This is a genomic window from Pseudomonas sp. FW305-20, from assembly GCF_058788075.1.
On the sequence record NZ_JBYTAJ010000022.1, the window covers coordinates 16,932 to 34,063 of the forward strand.

At 58.2% G+C, this 17,132-nt stretch carries 10 protein-coding genes and 1 pseudogene; 3 read left to right on the forward strand and 8 right to left on the reverse strand.

The window, feature by feature from the left end:
• Positions 1 to 268 precede the first annotated feature (268 nt).
• Entirely contained in the window at positions 269 to 1,474 is a 1,206-nt protein-coding gene (locus tag AC3WP4_RS18900) for an EAL domain-containing response regulator (RefSeq protein ID WP_102615103.1), read from the reverse strand.
• A gap of 45 nt (positions 1,475 to 1,519) precedes the next feature.
• On the reverse strand, positions 1,520 to 3,073 hold the full coding sequence (locus tag AC3WP4_RS18905; protein ID WP_102615104.1) for a TolC family protein: 1,554 nt from the start codon (positions 3,071 to 3,073) through the stop codon (positions 1,520 to 1,522).
• 374 nt (positions 3,074 to 3,447) lie between these two features.
• On the opposite strand from AC3WP4_RS18905, the gene AC3WP4_RS18910 reads away from it, so the two are divergent.
• The 3 genes from AC3WP4_RS18910 to AC3WP4_RS18920 all read left to right on the forward strand — a co-directional run bounded on the left by AC3WP4_RS18910 (position 3,448) and on the right by AC3WP4_RS18920 (position 7,431).
• On the forward strand, positions 3,448 to 5,754 hold the full coding sequence (locus AC3WP4_RS18910) for a type I secretion system permease/ATPase (RefSeq protein WP_102615105.1): 2,307 nt from the start codon (positions 3,448 to 3,450) through the stop codon (positions 5,752 to 5,754).
• Positions 5,754 to 6,995: an HlyD family type I secretion periplasmic adaptor subunit gene (locus AC3WP4_RS18915; RefSeq protein WP_207250605.1), complete on the forward strand. Its 1,242-nt coding sequence runs from the start codon at positions 5,754 to 5,756 to the stop codon at positions 6,993 to 6,995. Before AC3WP4_RS18910 ends, AC3WP4_RS18915 begins: the two co-directional genes overlap by 1 nt.
• Before the next feature lie 73 nt (positions 6,996 to 7,068).
• Positions 7,069 to 7,431 (forward strand): hypothetical protein, encoded by a 363-nt coding sequence (locus AC3WP4_RS18920; RefSeq protein ID WP_102615106.1) that lies wholly within the window; start codon positions 7,069 to 7,071, stop codon positions 7,429 to 7,431.
• A 279-nt stretch (positions 7,432 to 7,710) separates the two neighbouring features.
• Here the strand turns inward: AC3WP4_RS18920 and AC3WP4_RS18925 are convergent.
• The 6 genes and pseudogenes from AC3WP4_RS18925 to tssK all read right to left on the reverse strand — a co-directional run bounded on the left by AC3WP4_RS18925 (position 7,711) and on the right by tssK (position 17,124).
• Positions 7,711 to 10,201: pseudogene (locus AC3WP4_RS18925) on the reverse strand (type VI secretion system Vgr family protein).
• A 2-nt stretch (positions 10,202 to 10,203) separates the two neighbouring features.
• Positions 10,204 to 12,852, reverse strand: a complete 2,649-nt coding sequence (gene tssH, locus AC3WP4_RS18930; RefSeq protein ID WP_102615188.1) for a type VI secretion system ATPase TssH — start codon at positions 12,850 to 12,852, stop codon at positions 10,204 to 10,206.
• 143 nt (positions 12,853 to 12,995) lie between these two features.
• A complete protein-coding gene (locus AC3WP4_RS18935) occupies positions 12,996 to 13,487 on the reverse strand; it encodes an Hcp family type VI secretion system effector (RefSeq protein WP_102615108.1) in 492 nt (163 codons plus the stop codon).
• Positions 13,488 to 13,502: 15 nt separating this feature from the next.
• The gene (locus AC3WP4_RS18940) at positions 13,503 to 15,230 is read right to left on the reverse strand and encodes an OmpA family protein (RefSeq protein ID WP_173860485.1); all 1,728 of its coding nucleotides are present in this window, start codon (positions 15,228 to 15,230) and stop codon (positions 13,503 to 13,505) included.
• An 8-nt stretch (positions 15,231 to 15,238) separates the two neighbouring features.
• The gene (locus AC3WP4_RS18945) at positions 15,239 to 15,772 is read right to left on the reverse strand and encodes a DotU family type IV/VI secretion system protein (RefSeq protein WP_102615110.1); all 534 of its coding nucleotides are present in this window, start codon (positions 15,770 to 15,772) and stop codon (positions 15,239 to 15,241) included.
• On the reverse strand, positions 15,769 to 17,124 hold the full coding sequence (tssK, locus tag AC3WP4_RS18950; protein WP_102615111.1) for a type VI secretion system baseplate subunit TssK: 1,356 nt from the start codon (positions 17,122 to 17,124) through the stop codon (positions 15,769 to 15,771). The genes AC3WP4_RS18945 and tssK overlap by 4 nt, the downstream gene beginning before the upstream one ends.
• Positions 17,125 to 17,132 lie beyond the last annotated feature (8 nt).

Consider the following 17,132-nt stretch of genomic DNA (forward strand, 5'->3'; position numbering starts at 1 on the left):
AAATTATCGACATGCAGCCCGAGCACCAGATATAGGACCTGTCTCAAAAATCGCTCGGGACCTGGAGGTGAAAGAGCGCGAGATGACAGATGCCGCGCACCGATAAAAAAACCCTGGCACAGGGCCAGGGCAAAGAAACGAGGGCACGGGAACAATCGCCCTCGGTAGGCGACTCAAAAAACGTATGCGACACTAGATCACGAATAACCAAGCATGAAATCAGGCCTTGAAAACGACAGGAAATTCAGCACTGCACAACAGTTGACTCTTAAGTTTGCCAGCGGACCGACTGCCCCTTATCGAAAAGCCAGGTGACCAGCTCAACGCTACTCATGGGACGTGCGAAGTAATATCCCTGACCAATCTCACACCCCATAGCCCTGAGACAGTTCAGTTGCTCCTCGGTCTCTATACCCTTGGCCACTACCGACATATCAAGATCGCGAGCAAGCTTGAGAGCACTGTTGATTACAGTTCTATAGCGGTTTTCCTGCACCATGTTACGAATCAAACCGGCGTCCAGCTTGATCTCACTGAAAGGCATATGACACAAATGCCCCGGGGAGGAAAACGCCACCCCAAAATCATCGACGGACAACCCGCAGCCCATCATCCTAAAGCGAACCATATTTTCGAGACTGACGGCCGACGCTGCGATCAACGAGCTCTCCGTCATCTCGAAGGTCAGACCATGAGCTGACAGTTCGTGACGCTGCAAACCAAGTCGAATAGTGCTCGCAAGCTCAGGATCAAGCATCTGAGAGGCATTGAGATTAAATGCCAAGTGAAAATGACGCCCGCGGGACTGGACCAACTTCTGTGTAGCCAAACCCTGATCCAGCAATTCAGCGAACATGGCATCGAGTAGACCGCAGCGCTCAATCACCGGCAAAAAAACACTGGGCGCCAGCACACTACCGCCATCACGCACCCACCGCACAAACACCTCAGCTCCGACACTCTCTCCCGTCTGCAACTGCACTTTCGGCTGGAATCTTGCCCGAAACTCTTGACGCTCGAACCCCATCTTCACTTCAGCCTCGGACGGTTGAGCCATATGCAATGGCGAATGCCGGATGGATACCCCTGACAACGCAAGGTACTTGTCGAGGATGCGCTTGAGCGGCCGGAACCTGATCGGCTTTTCGATACTGCCCAGCAACTGGAGACCCTGCAGAACAAGAATGCGCTCGACCACTCTACGAAGGCCTGGCTCCAGGTCACTGACGATAACGACAGCACGAACCAACCCAGCCTCTCCCGCCTTGCGAAGAAACATAAGCCCGTCCATACCAATCATGCGCAGATCGCAGAGCGCGACATCCACCGCCCCATGCCGATGCAGCAACGATAAAGCCTCGCCCCCATCGGCCGCCCGCAACACGTGGCAGAATCCGATTCGCTGTAGAGCCCTGACCGCAAGCTCACATTGAAAGGCATGATCCTCCAGCACTAGAAAACGCAGTTCAAACACACACAATGCCTCTCTCACCCCGAAATGTCCCCGGAACCACCTTACTCAGCGCTCACTAACACTAAGCCAACGCATGATCGCACCCGCGCTGGCGTATTGGCGAATGATTGCCGCGTACCCGTCGAAGCGATTGGTAACTTCACTGACCTGGTTGTTGTAGTGATCACTCTCAGAGATCAAAACATCCAACAAGGTCCGCCGCCCCAGGTGATACCACTGATCATAAAAAGCCTCGCGGACCTTGTTGGATTCCTGTGAAAGCCCGCGATAGAGCTCAGCCCGCTCGATGAGTGTCCGTGCATCGTGATTCGCAGTACGGATACGGTATTCAAGGTCCAAAAGCTGTTGCTCAGTCCCCTGCCGGGTAGCCTCGGCACGCTGGCGCGCCGCGCGCTCGGCTGCACGACTGGACCCGCCCTTGAACGCACTCCAGGACATGCTCAGGTTGGTCTGCCAAGCGGGCTCGCGCCCAAACGCATCCTCACCCGTAGATTTACCGACGACCCAATTCAATTGAGGCAAGGACGCCGAACGCACCACCTCCGCTTGCAGGTCAGCGGACTTCGCCTCAGCCTCGGATTGCTTGACCACTGGATGGCTTACCGCTTCAGCCAGCAACCAGTCGAGTTCAGGCAAGCGCAACTGCCAGTAGGAAGAGCCTGGAACGGGCGGCAAAGGCCTTTCACCGATCATCTTGCGCAAATTGATCTCGATATCGCGCACTTTTGACTCTGCCGTGCTACGTGTTGCCTCCGCCTGCAACAACCGGGCACGCGCCTGGGTCAGCTCGCTGACCCGCCCCGTATCGACTGCAACTATCCCCCGCAACATCTTTACCAACTCAGCCATCCGATCAACGTATTTCTGGCTGATGGTGACTACGATGCGCTGCTTGCCAAGCTCGACCAAATTCGATGTCACATCGAATGCCGACGCCTCCAGTTCAGCCTCAAGAGCAGATCCAGCTGCACCTGCCAGGTAAGACCGGCTTTCAATGGTCTTGCGTATACGCCCCCAGTCGAACAAGGGTGTAATAACGTCAACACTGAACGATTGCCCATTGGAGCTGCCACCGCTTCCGGAGCCGAACTCAACCGACTTACTGCGCGTACCAATATCAACCTGCGGCAGCCGCTGCCCTTTTGCCTCATCGATATCGGCTTGAGCTGCGGATTGCTCAGCCAACGCACGCTTTACTGTAGGACTGCGCTCAGCTGCAGCCTCCACTGCGCGTAAGAATACCCCTCGCAACTCTTCCTCTGAATGTGTCATCACTTGACCTGAGGGATTTACCGCTCCACGCCCATACTCCAGCGCCGATACCGAATACACAGCCTTCCCGGATGCCTCAGATACGTTTGGCACCTTGTTCGCGGACGACTGGGTAACCCGTTCGGAGCTCGACCCTGATGCTGCGAGCGTTTGGCGCGAGTTCACAGCGCCTGGGTTAACCCTCTCAAATTGCAGCAAGCCTTCTTCTGCAAAAACCTTTGAGCTAAACAGTCCCAAAAAAGCAAAGGCAATCGTCGGAAAGATACAAAACGGCCTCCTGGCCGCAACGCCTTCATTAAGCGTACTGTTTCGCTGGAAATAACTCATACATGACCTCTAAACCTCTTCCCGCTAGGAAGAAGTGGAACTTGGCATAGCACAGTGAAAGCAAAACCGGTTCAGCCTGGACACCAGGCAACCGTGTGCGGGATGGCCTCGGTTGCGCACTTTGGCCCCGAAGCCCCTGTTGAGCCATTTTGTGGCGCCACCCCCTTTCACTGAACAAGACTTGTCCCAAAAGCCCCGTCTGTACTTGCGCGCCTCCTACCCATGCGCATGCGCAATGTTTTAGGACAACTCTTGTTCTCCCGCCCCGCTTCGATCTTCAAAATTTCGCCAATACATTTACCAAGTCGGCCAGGTGGCACGCCGCCAGACTTCTAGCCAGCCCCAAGCGACGGGGAACCTCAGAGGAAACAGTCATGAAGGCTGCAACTGCACTTAAGCCTGGCGATGAAGCCATCGCGCTCGCCAAGGAACAAACCAACGTCGATGACACGCTATTGCAAAGCGTTTCCTGGATTTGCAACCACTATGGCCTGGGTAAAAGCCCTGAAGCACTCGTTGCCGGTCTGCCACGCGGTGGCGTGCTTACGCCATCACTTGCGCTAAGCGCATTGGAAAACATTGGAATGACCGGTGGCTTGATCAAGAGGAATTCGCGAAACCTGCCCTTGCAGGTGATGCCAATGATCCTGCTGCGTAAAGGCATGGCCGGCTGCATCCTGCTCTCCCGGAATCAGGAGAAGGACTCTGACGGCAAGTCACAGTCGGTTTATTCCGTCATTCTCCCTGAGGTTTCCGATGAGCCAGTCAAGCTCACGCAACAGGAGATGGATGAGCTTTACGCTGGCTACGCAATTCTCGTCAAACCGCGCGCCAAGCCTGACAATCGGGCAGGCGAAACCTTGCCTGCACCCACGGGGCACTGGCTTTTCAGCACCCTTTGGCGCTACCGCCGTTATTACCGCAGCGCAGCTATTGCTGCGATCCTGGCCAACGTCCTCGCACTCGCCAGCATCTTCTTCACCATGAACGTGTATGACCGCGTGGTCCCCAACCAGGCCTTCGTCACATTATGGTCGCTCGGTATAGGTGTAGCCGTAGCAATGGTCTTCGAGGCGCTGATTCGCTTCGTCCGTGCTCACCTGCTTGATGTAGCGGCGAAGAAGGCGGATCTAGTGCTTGGTTCAATGCTGTTTCGCCAGGCGCTATCGGTACAGATGGAACATAAGCCGGCCTCATCGGGCAGCTTTGCAAACCAGTTGCGCGAGTTTGAATCAGTACGCGACTTCGCTACCTCTGCGACCCTGGCAACCATTTCCGACTTGCCCTTTGTGCTCATGTTCCTTGGTGTCATCTTCGTCATTGGCGGGCCGCTCGGGTGGATCACCCTACTCGTGCTGCCACTGATCCTGATCATCTCCATCTGCATTCAATGGCCACTGGCTCGCACCATGCAGGAGAACCTGCGCGAGTCCTCTCTCAAGCAAGGCGTTCTTGTGGAGTCTGTAGAAGGTCTGGAAGTACTCAAGGCAACTGATGGACAGGCGCATATGCAACGCCGCTGGCAGCACTTCAGTGCTTTGCAAGCAAGCTCTTCGATGAAATCGCGCCGGCTATCGAGCGCCGCCACGGGTGCGGTTGCCTTCCTGCAACAGCTGCAGACCGTAGCCCTGGTTATCGCTGGTGTTTACCTCATCAGCTCAGGTGACCTGACCATGGGCGCATTGATCGCGACCGTTATGCTTGCAGGCCGCACTACCACTCCATTGGGTCAAGTGATGGGTCTAGCCGTTCGCTTTCAGCAAGCCAAGGCCGCCCTTACCTCGCTGAACAGGCTCATGGCACTGCCGGTTGATCGCGATGTCCAGCAGGACTACCTGCCAAACCCATCCTTAAGCGGGCAATTGTCCCTCAAGAGCATTGGATTCTCTTACCCGGCTCCACCCACGCAGCCAAACCCGCCGGTGCTGGAAGATATCAACCTGTCCATCTCCCCCGGTGAACGTGTGGCGATTCTGGGCCGTATCGGGAGTGGTAAGTCGACCCTGCTACGCGTCATGTCACGCCTGTATCAACCCGTGAAAGGCCAAATGTTCAGCGATGGCCTGGATGTCAACCAGATCGATCCCGCAGACTGGCGCAAGGTCGTGGGCTACGTGACGCAGGATGCGCGCCTGTTCTACGGCACCTTGCGCGAAAACATCATGATTGGCAGACCCGAGGCCAGCGCCGAAGAATTGCTGCGTGTATTGCGACTGACTGGCCTGGACCACATAGCAGCCGCACACCCGCGCGGCATCAACCTACCCATCGGCGAAATGGGTGATGGGGTTTCCGGCGGTCAACGCCAACTGATCTCCCTGGCACGCACGCTGTTGGCACGCCCAAAATTATTGCTCATGGACGAGCCGACCAGCTCAATGGATACCCAGACAGAATCGGTATTCCTGGAGCATCTGAAGCGCTCTACTGAAGGCCAGACACTCGTAATGGTCACCCATCGCGCGTCAGTTCTGAGCTTGGTACAGCGAATTATCGTGGTCGATGGCGGAAAAATTGTTGCCGACGGACCCAAAGACACCATTTTGGCCGCCCTCTCCGGGAACCCTGGCTCCAAGCAAGAGAAACCTGCCACAACCGCAGACAAACGCCCGATTCCGATTCACACGCCTGACTTGGCAGTCGTGCAGGCAACCCAACAATCGCCACAGGAGGCCCAGTGATGTTTGGCTGGATGAACAAAGATCGTCGTAACGCAGAGATATCCTCTTCGGACGCCGCATTCATGAACGACGTACAGGAATCGCTACTGGCCCAGACAACCCCTGGTTCACGACTGGTCCTCTATATGATTTTTCTAGTACTCGTCGTGGGACTGACTTGGGCATATTTCGCCCCGGTGGAGGAAATTACCCAAGGTGAGGCAAAGGTCATTTCCAAAAGCCGCGAACAAGTCATCCAGAGCCTTGAAGGTGGCATTCTGGCAGACCTGTCGGTACGTGAGGGCGATGTGGTGGACGCTGGCCAGGTGCTCTTGAAGATCGATCCAACGCGCGCCAAGGCCAGCTATCGCGAAGCATTAAGCAAGGTAATTGCCCTTAAGGCCGCAATTACCCGACTGCGTGCCGAAGCCTACCAGCAGCCGTTGGAATTCGATGAGCAAGTGCGCCAAGACCCGGCAGTTGTCGAACAGGAGATCAAGGCCTACAACGCACGCAAACACGCACTGACAGAAAGTGTCGCCTCGCTGGAGCGCAGCTATTCACTTTCTGCCAAAGAGATCAGCTTTTCTGAGCCTCTGGCTGCAAAGGGCTTGCTTTCAGAAGTGGAACTACTGCGAATGCGCCGACAGGCCAACGACATCAAATCGCAAATTGTCGAGCGCTATAACCGGTACAAATCTGATGCAAACTCCGAGCTTGCCAAACTTGAAATGGAGCTATCGCAGACGAGCGAAAACCTGGTGGGCCGCGCCGACGTGGTCGAGCGCACCACGATAATTGCACCCGTACGAGGTACAGTAAAAAATGTGCGGGTAAGCACGATAGGTGGGGTGATCCAACCAGGGGAGCACATCCTCGAGATCGTGCCGCTGGAAGATCAACTTTTGGTCGAGGGGAAGATTCGCCCTTCCGACGTTGCATTTTTGCACCCCGGACTTCCGGCCACCGTAAAGATCACCGCTTATGACTACGCAATCTACGGCGGCCTCACCGGCAAAGTGGAGCACATCAGTCCTGACACCCTGAAAGACGATCAGAAAGCCGCTGCTGGCCGACCGGACGATACCTATTATCGAGTGCAAATCTTGACCGACAAAAGCGTATTGCAAGCAGGAGGCAAAGATCTTCCAATCATTCCAGGCATGGTCGCTTCGGTGGAAATCCGTACGGGTGAAAAAACCATCCTCGACTATCTGCTCAAGCCTGTCTTCAAAGCACGCGAAGCATTTCGCGAACGTTAATCAAGCAAAAAATCGGCGCCTGTACCCAGATCGGGTACAGGCGCCTTTTGTTTTCCTGCGGAGAATAAAAAGCATGCAACATCTGGTACCCGTCAATATCCTTCGCCAACGCTGGTGCGCCGCGATTTTTTTCACCAGCAGCCTCATCTTGTTCAGCGCCCTGTCCATGGATTTGATTTTAGACAATCTATTGACAGGATTTATGGCCAGCGCCGCCGCACTTTGGAGTCTTGGCGAAGGAATGTGCTATTCGAATCAGTTAAAGATTCAGCCAGTTCCTTACTGGGTCGGGGGACTTGAGCCAACATCTAACTTTCGCGAGCGCAGCCGGAGGTCAATCGTGCTGCTCTCTCTTTCGGCAGCCTTCGTACTTGCCGGCTGCATTCGCCTGGCGCTGGTGATTACACGAACTTCTACTCCAGACCTGAGTGCTTGACCTTTACATAGCCAACCTCAGCTCCGGGAGGAAGTCCCTCAGTGGCATGATCGGGATACAGTTCCCACAGATACACCACATTGCTCGCTGCATTCCCGTAACTATTATCCGGCGTGCTACCAAAGTAACTGCCATCAAACTCCTTGAATCCGTAACTGTTGCACTGTTCTATGATGCTTGTCAGTTCACTCTGATCAAACAAGGCGAGGTCTTCGCGCTGGCATTGTTCGGTCGCCGCGGCATTGGCCTGGTTGTTACCAGTGCCATCGAAAAATAGCCCTAGCGCAGGGTGATGCCTTCGAGCTCTTCCTCCTCTTCCTCTTCTTCCATGTCGTAGCTCAACGACAATTCTTCGGGCTTGGCGGTGTAGACGCGCTCGGTGAAGCCCTGGCTGTCAGTTGTCCCTTTCCAGACCTTGCCCAAGGCGGCCGCGATCTTGTAGGGCACGCTGGCCCAGGGCTGTTCGCCATCGTTGACAAATATTCGGAATTGCTCGTGGAACTCAAGCGGTGGGTCGATGACCGCTGGCAATGGCATTATTCGTGCGGCCTGCGTAGCTTTGTTCTGAAAGTATTCGAAATGCGCCGATTTGATGTGGTAGTCGCCCGCCGTGCCCGATTCGATGCTGCACGGATCGAGGGTGATGTAGCTACCGCCGGCGTTGAGGGTGATTTTTTTCTTCGCCGTGATACGGATTTCGTCTTCGCTGCTGGTGATGTTCAGCCCGTGGCGGGCCATCAGTTCCAGCTTGTCGTTCTGCGCCTGCATGCTCACCGGCCCCTGATTGGCGATCAGGTTGATGCCCAGTTTGCGCACGAACACGCTCAGGCCCTGACCTACGCCCACAAACAGGCGCTGGACCACGCTGATGTCGGCCTCGGCCCCCGCGTTAATCATCAGGTTGTCCTGCGCCGCCAACTGCAAGTGCTGGCCGCTGGTCAGGGCGATGCCGGGGGGGAGCGCTGAGCAGCAGCACGGACGACTTGAGCTGCTCTATATCCTGACGAAGCAGATTCAGTTGCGCCGCAACGTCGGCGGGTTCGGCGTTAGCGGCCTGGGCATCGACGGAGAGCTTTTGCAGTTGTTCATCGGCCTGCTGCAATCGAGCTACGGCCGTATCCATACCGAGCACCGGCCCTTGCGCCGAGGGCTGCCCGTCAGCACTGATGAATAAACCCTTACTGCCGCGACCAAGATTCAGCTGACTCTTACCGCCATAGTCCGTACTAAGCTTGACGTGCTCCTGCCCCCGCGTGTCATCCATGCGCAATTTGTTATTGGCCGGCGTACGCAGCACGTTGCGTTTGTAGTTGCGCAAGGTCACGTGATCAACGTGCTGGCTGTCGTGCAACGCATGGGCAATATAGGGACGGTCCGGGTCGCCCTGCTCAAAGGCGATGGCCACTTCGGTGCCGGAAATCAGCGGCAGGTGCAGGCCATGGGTGTCACCGGCGTAAGGTCGGGCCAGGCGTAGCCACAGGCTTTCTTCGCCGGGCTTCCAGCTGTCGCGGTCGAACAGGAAGTTAACTTTGTAGCGCCCTTCGATATCGATATGGCCGTAGGGGTCGTGTTCCTGCGGGCTGGTGACACGGGCCGGGATGGTGCCGGCGATTTGTGGTTTGTTCTGCAGCGCAGGCCTGAAGCACACGGTTTCCGAGTACGGAATGGCCTCAAAGCTGACTTCAAAACTGCGATCGCGAGCAGCACGGGTGGTCAGGTGGGTAATCACCGCGCCGAGGGCAAAGGCTTGCGGGGCTCCGCCGGAGATTTTCAGGACCTGACCGGGTGCCAGGGTCGCGCTGCTGCTAATCCCGCTGAGCTGGGTCTGGCCATTGAGATAACGTTCGTGACGCAGGCGCACATAGAAAAAACCGCTTTCGCTTTGCAGGTCTTCGTCATGGGCGTAAGGGTCGCCCAAGGCCGTGTAAGGTTCGGCGTAGTGATAGGCCTCGTCGTAGGTGGTGCTTGCTCCACGGCTTTGATCGATGTCGCCGTTCAGTTGAGCGGTGGCGACGCGGTGATAGTAGGCGCGGATGTTGACGTGCTGCTCCACCACTTGATGGCTGGATTGCAGGTTCCACACGCCGTCCTCCCCGCTGCTGCCCAGCCCGGATTGCGGGCGGTAAGGCAGTTCGACGTCAAACTGGTAGTGGTCATCGTGAAACTCCACCACGTCAATGTTCAGGCGTTCGTCACGGGTAAAGCGGTACCAGATGCCAACGCCGGCCAGCAGGCGTGAGATGAAAGCCAGGTCGCTTTCGCCGTACTGCATGACCTGTTCGCGCTTGGGGTATTCGCGCACCAGGCTGAAAAGAAATCCTGGCCTTCAAAACCGTGACGGCTGCGCAGGATACTTTCGACGATCTCGGGCACCGATTGGTGTTGGTAGATACGATACTGTTGGCCCCGACCGAGCAGAGCCAGGCGCGGTTCCAGAGTAATTTCGTAACGGGCTTCATCAACGGAGCCTGACAGGCGTTTGAAACCGGTGATCACGCCGTGCAGCGTGCGCAATGGCTTAGCCTTGGGTGCATTCAGGCCCAGAAAGGGTAAGTTGTGCGGCGCACCGTGCAACTGAAACTGGCGTCCTGGCCGAGCGCTTTCCCGGCGTCGACATCACCGTCAAGGCAAGTAAATTCCACGCGGTAGTTGAACTGTTGCTCAGGCCCTCTGTGCCCTGGAAGGCCAGGACGTCAAGCCGTGCATCAACGTTGCGAACACTGAGCGAGTGGCGGCTGTGGTCCAAAAAAGTGCGCAGTTCATTAAGCATGATCAGGCCTCCATGGCGTTGGGCAACGTCGTGTCTTGGGCGTCGGTGAAGTGCAGGACGATGCCTTCCTCATCGCTGTAGCCCAGGGTCACAGCGGAGGTTTTCTGCCGGACGGCCTGACGTTGCAGAAGTTGCTGGCTGAGCACTGGCAGGATCTGCTGGTTGAGCAGGCTGTCGATGTTGCGCGCCCCGGTGTCAGGCAGCAGGCAAGCGGCCACCAGCGCCTCGTTTAAGGCGGCTTCGATCTGGCAATTGAGCCCGTAATGACGCTGCAAACGCTTGGCAACCTGGGCCAGCTTGAGCGCGACAATGCGCGTCAGGGCATCAGCTCGCAGCGGCCGGTAGATCAGGGTCTGGAAACGCGCCAGCAAGGCCGGCTGGAAGTGTTCGCGCAGGATCGGACGCAGCAACTCGTGCAGGGTGCTGTCCGGCGCATCAGGGAACTCTTGCAGGCAGGATTGCAGTTCATCACTGCCGAGGTTGGAGGTCATGAGAATAACGGTGTTGCGAAAGTCAATTTCCCGCCCTTCGCCATCGCGCATGCAGCCACGGTCGAATACCTGGTAGAACAGGTTGAGGACGTCGGGGTGCGCCTTCTCTACTTCGTCGAGCAGTACCACGCTGTAGGGACGTTGGCGCACCGCTTCGGTAAGCACACCGCCCTGGCCATAACCGACGTAACCGGGTGGCGAGCCTTTGAGCTGGCTGACTGTGTGGGCTTCCTGGTACTCCGAGAGGTTGATGGTAATGAGGGATTTTTCGCCACCGAAAAGCCTGTCGGCCAAGGCCAGCGCGGTTTCGGTCTTGCCGACACCGCTGGTGCCCACCAGCAGGAATACGCCCAGCGGGGCCTTGTCATCCGTCAGGCCGGTCTTGGCTGCGCGCAGGCGTTGGGCCAAAGCACCGAGGACGTGATCCTGACCGATCACCTGTTCACCCAGTTGTTGTTCCAGCTCCAGCAGGTTGGCTTGTTCATCCTTGAGCAAACTGCCCAAGGGCACGCCGGTCCAGTCGGCAATCACTTCGGCCACGCTGCGTGCGTCGACGTCGAGGGACAACAATGGCTGGCTGCCCTGTATGTCGCTCAGTTGTTGTTGCAGGTACAGGCAGGCATCCACCTGTGGCGGCTCTGCCTGGCGGGCGTCCAACAATTGCTGGGTGAGCTCGAGTTCATGCCGGTACTGCTTATCAAGTTCAGCTTGTTGATGGTGCAGATCGGCTTGTTGCGCGGCAATGATCGCCAGACGCTCGACGGCAGGGCCACCACTCAGTTGCTGGTCTTCCACCAGGGCTTGTCGCTCCAGTTCCAGAGCCGTCTGCCGGGCCTTGAGGCGGACCAACAGCTGCGGCTCGCAGTCGAGACTCATACGTACCCGTGCGCTGGCAGTGTCCAGCAGATCGACGGCTTTATCCGGCAGTTGGCGGCCTGTCAGGTAGCGCCGCGACAGATTGACCGCCGCCTGTACTGCCGCGTCCTGAATGTGCACGCCATGGTGACTGGCGTAGCGCGCTTTGAGGCCGCGCAGCATCAGACTGGCATTGGCGTCGTCCGGCTCGTCGACCTTGACCATCTGGAAGCGTCGTTCCAGGGCGGCATCGCGCTCGAAATACTGTTTGTATTCGCTCCAGGTCGTGGCGGCGATAGTGCGTAACTCGCCGCGCGCCAGGGCAGGCTTGAGCAGATTTGCCGCATCAGCGCCGCCAGCCTGGTTGCCGGCACCGATCAAGGTGTGGGCTTCGTCAATGAACAACAGCACCGGATGCAGCGATTGCTGCACGGCGTCGATAACGTTTTTCAGGCGTTGTTCGAACTCACCTTTTACCCCGGCGCCGGCTTGTAGCAGACCGAGATCGAGCGTGCGTACGCTGACTTGTTTAAGGCTGTCCGGGACATTGCCCTCGGCGATGCGTAAGGCAAGACCTTCGACCAGAGCAGTCTTGCCCACCCCAGGTTCGCCCACCAGGATCGGGTTGTTCTTGCGCCGGCGACTGAGGATATCGATGACCTGACGGATCTCATCGTCACGCCCGAACACCGGGTCGATCTGTCCAACTCTTGCCTTGGCGGTAACGTCCAGGGTGAATCGGTCCAAGACGGCCTGCAGAGCCTCGGACGTAACGGTGCCTGATGTGACTGGCATCTCGGTGCGTTCCAGTGCAGCTTCCTGCTGAATCCGAGGGCGCTCTTCGGAGTGTTGGTCGAGCAGTACAAACAGGCGCTCTAACTGGGTGTTACTGATACTGAGCAGCGGCCAAGCAGCTTCACAGTCGAGCAGGCCAGGAGTCTCCAACAGCGCACCGAGTAAATGTGCCGAACGCAACGTGTCATTGCTGCCGTCGAGGGATGCCTGTAACCAAGCGTTCTTGATCAGTTGTTGCAGCTTGCCGCACAGCTGCGGCTTGGCCTGTACACTGCGTGGCAGGATGTCGAGGTGATCAAGAAGGCCACGCCAGATCGCGTCCATATCCCATTCGTACCGACGGGCGATGAGGGACAGGTCCCCCTCGCCCTGCTCCAGCAACTTGAGCAGCCAGTGTTCAATGCTGATCACCCCATGGGCGCGGCTCTGGCACAAGGATGCCGCCGCACTCAGTGCCTGGGCGCAATAGGGGTTGAGGCGGCGGAGCAAACGGGTGGAGTTCTGGGCCATCGGGTACATCCCTGTTCTGGATTCTTGGCGTATCGTCAAAGAAACATGCAGTTCGATGTGTTTGGCTGAGCGCCCGCGAACGGACGCTCAACCCAGCACACCGAGAACCAACAGGCGGCAAGCCACCTGCCAGTCCTCTCGCTTCAGGCGCTTTGGCGTTCGTTCCAGGAATCGGAGTGAATGATGTTGCCGTCCTTATAGGTCCAGGTAATCTTCTCGTAGCGCAGTTCAACCTGTTCCAGGTGGTTGTGTTTTTCCTTGTTCGGGTCTTTGACGTCGTGCATTTTTGGCGCGACTTTTACGACCTTGACGTTTTCCAGTTTGGTGTTGAAGTACTCGACCTCCTGACCGGCGTCATCGATTCGGTACCACTTGAACTCTGCAGTCTTGAGGGTCTGACCGGTGGTCACTGCTTTGTACAGGTACGGGCTGGAGGCATCGATTTCCTTGGAAAACAGGAACGGGGTGTGCACCCGGGTGCCGGTCAGCTTGCCGGTGTTGTTGTCGGGAGGGATGTACAGGCTGTGGTCCTGGGCGATCACCTCGATGCTGCCTTCGCGCTTTTGTACGTCCACAGACCCTTTGATCTCAGCACCGCCGTCATCTTGTAGCCACAGGTAAACGGGAATAGCCATGTGAAGCTCCTTTTCTCAAAATATAAATGCCGCGGGATGCGACAGGGGGGGTGTGCCCAGTGCCGCAGCGGGTAGCAAGCACGCTCCCACCTCCGGCACCAGACGGATATCGACGCGCCTATTGGCGGCTCGCCCAGCCTCGGTGTCATTACTGGCCACCGGCTGTTTCGCGCCAAAGCCCTGGACGGCGAAGCAGCTGTCGGGGATGTCGCCCATGCGTTGCATCCAGTCGCGTACCGAAGCAGCCCGGGCTCGGGACAGCTCAAGGTTTTGCTCAGGGCTGCCGGTGAGATCGGTATGTCCGGTGATGACGATCAACCAGCCCGGCTGTGCCTTGATGGTGGCCAGAGCACCGATAAGCACTTTGGTCGAGCCTGGTTTGAGTTCGGCGCTTCCCGTGCCGAACAACGACAGGCTGTCGAGTCGCACCGGGTCGGGGATCTTCGTCATGATGAGTGCCTCGGGCGGTTGCGTATGGCTGGCGATGGTCGCCAGCAGCGGCAACCGCAATAACTCCCCGCGATACAGGCCCAGGCCCAGTGCCAGTGGTTCGCCCTGCCGGTAGTAGCCGTCAAGGCGCCCGGCGTCCTCGCGCAGCACGGCTACAGCGTCCTCGCGCATGAGGAATTGAGGTTGGTCACGATGTTCGACCGAGGGAATGGAGGTATAGCGTCGCAGGTCATCACTGACCTGGCGCAACAGCAGGTTGTTCTGCCAGGCTGAGCTGGCCAGGGCCACGACGCCGGCCACTGCGAACAGCCACACCGCTACGGCAATCGCCCACAGGACCGGGCGGCGTCGAGTGTGGAGCGGCAACAGGCTCAGCAAGGGGTCGGGAAACGGCAAGGCGGAACTGGGCACCGACAACGGTTGCCCGATGCCCATCAATCCCACTTTGTCACGTAGCCATTGCTGCCACAGATTGCCGGAGACCCGCTGGGGCAGCACCGGCACCAGGGTAATGACACATGCCAGTGGATGGCAGGCATCACGAGGCTCGAAATGCGGGAGTAGTGTTTCCTTCAGCCAGGTCGCAGCGCTGCTGACCTGAACGCTACTGCACAAACGTGCGGCGTAGGTTGCACCGTTGGCGGCCTGCCGCTGCCAGTCAGTGAGACTGACACAGGCACCGGCTTCGCGTACGAGAGGGTTAGGTTGGCCAGTGTCCCAACTGAACCAGGCCCCTTCGCCTTTTGCGGCTTGCAGATAGCTCATCAGCATCAGCGGTAGTGCGATACCACGCTTGCGTACCAGCGCGAGCTGATGACAAAAGGCGCGCAACCGACCGGCCAGTTCAGCTGAGTCGGTGTGTTCGCCCGGGCTGACGACGAACATCACGCTGAGCTGTCCACCCCAATCCGGGCGCTGAGCCTGTAGGCCCATGGTCACCGAGAGGAGTTGATCCAAGGCGGGTACGCACACGTAACAGCCCTGTGAAGTGGTGCGCAGGGCCAATTGCTCAGCGGGTACCGCGCCGAACAGGCCAGTCAGACCATCACCACAGACCAACACCACCGGCTGACGGTAGGCAGACGGCGGCAGGGATGTACCACCGGCCAGCACCAGCCACTGACTCTGCCGTGCAAAACGGTGCCCTGCCCGAATCCAAGCCCAAGCGAGCACGATCACGACGACCAAGGCCGTCACGATACGGGTCCAGACGGCGAACGGTATGACCATCAACAGCGTCAGTACCAGCACACCGGCCCACAAGCAGAGGCCACGTGTCAGCTTGAGCGTCATCACACCCCTCACGCCTGCTCAGGAACAAGCGTGGCGATCAGACCGCCCAACCAGTGATCCAAACCCCACCAGGCACCGACCAGCAGCAAGCCCGCGATGAGGATTTGAACCAGGGGCGAACGCAGCCCGCGCAGTGGGTTCATTCGCCGGTCAATGCCTTGTGTCATGACCACCTGTTTGAGTCCCAGGGGAGCGACCCGAGCATTCAGGGCGGCCAACACTTGCTCACGCTCGGGGTCATTCACGTCGCGGTAGCGGCCCCAGTCGGCATGGGCATCGCCCTTAGCGCAGTTGAGCGCGGTCTCATCCAGCAAGGCACACTGGGCGTGACTGATCAGCTCAATACTGCGGGCGTTTACGTCAGCCTCCTTGAGGCGCTGTTGAACCTGCTCGACCAACTGCTCACAGCGTTTCCACAGGTCTGGACTGTCTTGTACCGAAGCGCCCTGACGTAGCTCGACGACCAGCAGGTAGCTGTCTTGCAACAACGCATCGAGATCCTGCGCAGTAACGGTGTTTTTTTGGGGGGCGGTCAGATTCATGCGCGCAGTACCGCAAACAGATCAAGTTTGATGTCGAGCAACGTGCTCGGCACGTAGAAGGCGCAGGTCCCTTCGGCCAGCATGGCTTGCCCCTTGGCATGCCCCAGATCGAGGGCGAAGTACTGGTTCTCAAGGCGCAGCGGAATGGCCGCCGGCACATGACTGAGCGGCTGCAACGGAACGCCGTCGAGCGCGGCGTTGACCAGATGATCAACCTCGTCCGGCGTCCCCACCTTACACAGACGTGGGAACTGGTTCTGCAACTGCGGCACCGGCATGCGGCAACGTACCGACAGATAAAAATCGGCACCATCACGCTCACGCAGGCGTGCATCGTTGAGCGTGACTTGCCAGCGGTTGGCCCCCACCTCGTCCAGCTCCAGGGCGATAACCCGTGACGGCAGGCTGGCTTCGAGCAACGTGGAAATGGTGCGCATCAAGGGTGGGAACACGCTTTCCAAGTGTTCATGCCGGTAGACCGGAATCTTGTCGATATCGTGTTCCAGCGAAAAGGTCAGCAGGCTGCCGGCCAGCTTGATCAACTCCAGGTATACCTGCTCGGGGTGCCGTGCCGGGTGTGCCTTGAGGTCGGCCAATACTGGCTGATAGGTGTTCAATGCGTTGAGCAGCCAGAACAACGACACATCGGCCACGGCAAAATCGGCCATGCGCTGGTTGCTTTCGCGGCGCATACCCATCAGCCGTTGCCGCTTGGCGGACAACTGGGTCAACAGGTTGTCCAACTGGGTCAGCAGCCCTGGATGGGCGGCGAAGCTGAGCAACGGCGGCACATAGTCCGGATCAAGATGCCAGGCACCCTGTCCGTCGCGCACCAGGCGTGCGACCGGGCAGGTCAGGTAATCGGCGTTCTCGTCACTCTCCAGGCGCAGGGTCAGGGCGTACTCCAGCACCCCCATCGACTGCACTTCGTCGGCGTAGATATCCTGCACTTGCCGCCAATCCTGGTGATAGCGCGTTGGCCGGTCGGCCCTCGCACCTTCGAACACACAGTTGTTGCCATTGGCATGTTCCAGCGGTAACGCCAGTAACAACGTCGCGTCCTGGGCGTCATCGGGCAGCAGGCGGGTCAACTCCAGCGCGGGGGGCAGACGATCCACGTGATCGGTATCGACCAAGGTACCATCGGGCAGGCGTGCGCGTACTTGAGTGGCCTTTAGCTTGCCTAGGCGCAGGGCTTGCAGGTCAAACGCCACCCCCAAAACACCCCAGGGGTGTACCAGCGACAGATGTGCCAGACTCTCATTAGCCCACGCCTCCCAGCGCGCCTGCTGCTGGAATTGTTGCGGGGACAGCAATGCCCCCGCAGCCCAAAGGGGACGGTCGATCTTCATGCCATCAT

What these genes read in the sequence shown, in the direction of transcription:
- AC3WP4_RS18935 (WP_102615108.1), bottom strand. Translation starts at nt 13,487, where the DNA reads ATGGCTATTCCCGTTTACCTGTGGCTACAAGATGACGGCGGTGCTGAG.
- tssH (WP_102615188.1), bottom strand. Translation starts at nt 12,852, where the DNA reads ATGGCCCAGAACTCCACCCGTTTGCTCCGCCGCCTCAACCCCTATTGC.
- AC3WP4_RS18920 (WP_102615106.1), top strand. Translation starts at nt 7,069, where the DNA reads ATGCAACATCTGGTACCCGTCAATATCCTTCGCCAACGCTGGTGCGCC.
- tssK (WP_102615111.1), bottom strand. Translation starts at nt 17,124, where the DNA reads ATGAAGATCGACCGTCCCCTTTGGGCTGCGGGGGCATTGCTGTCCCCG.
- AC3WP4_RS18910 (WP_102615105.1), top strand. Translation starts at nt 3,448, where the DNA reads ATGAAGGCTGCAACTGCACTTAAGCCTGGCGATGAAGCCATCGCGCTC.
- AC3WP4_RS18945 (WP_102615110.1), bottom strand. Translation starts at nt 15,772, where the DNA reads ATGAATCTGACCGCCCCCCAAAAAAACACCGTTACTGCGCAGGATCTC.
- AC3WP4_RS18940 (WP_173860485.1), bottom strand. Translation starts at nt 15,230, where the DNA reads ATGACGCTCAAGCTGACACGTGGCCTCTGCTTGTGGGCCGGTGTGCTG.
- AC3WP4_RS18905 (WP_102615104.1), bottom strand. Translation starts at nt 3,073, where the DNA reads ATGAGTTATTTCCAGCGAAACAGTACGCTTAATGAAGGCGTTGCGGCC.
- AC3WP4_RS18915 (WP_207250605.1), top strand. Translation starts at nt 5,754, where the DNA reads ATGTTTGGCTGGATGAACAAAGATCGTCGTAACGCAGAGATATCCTCT.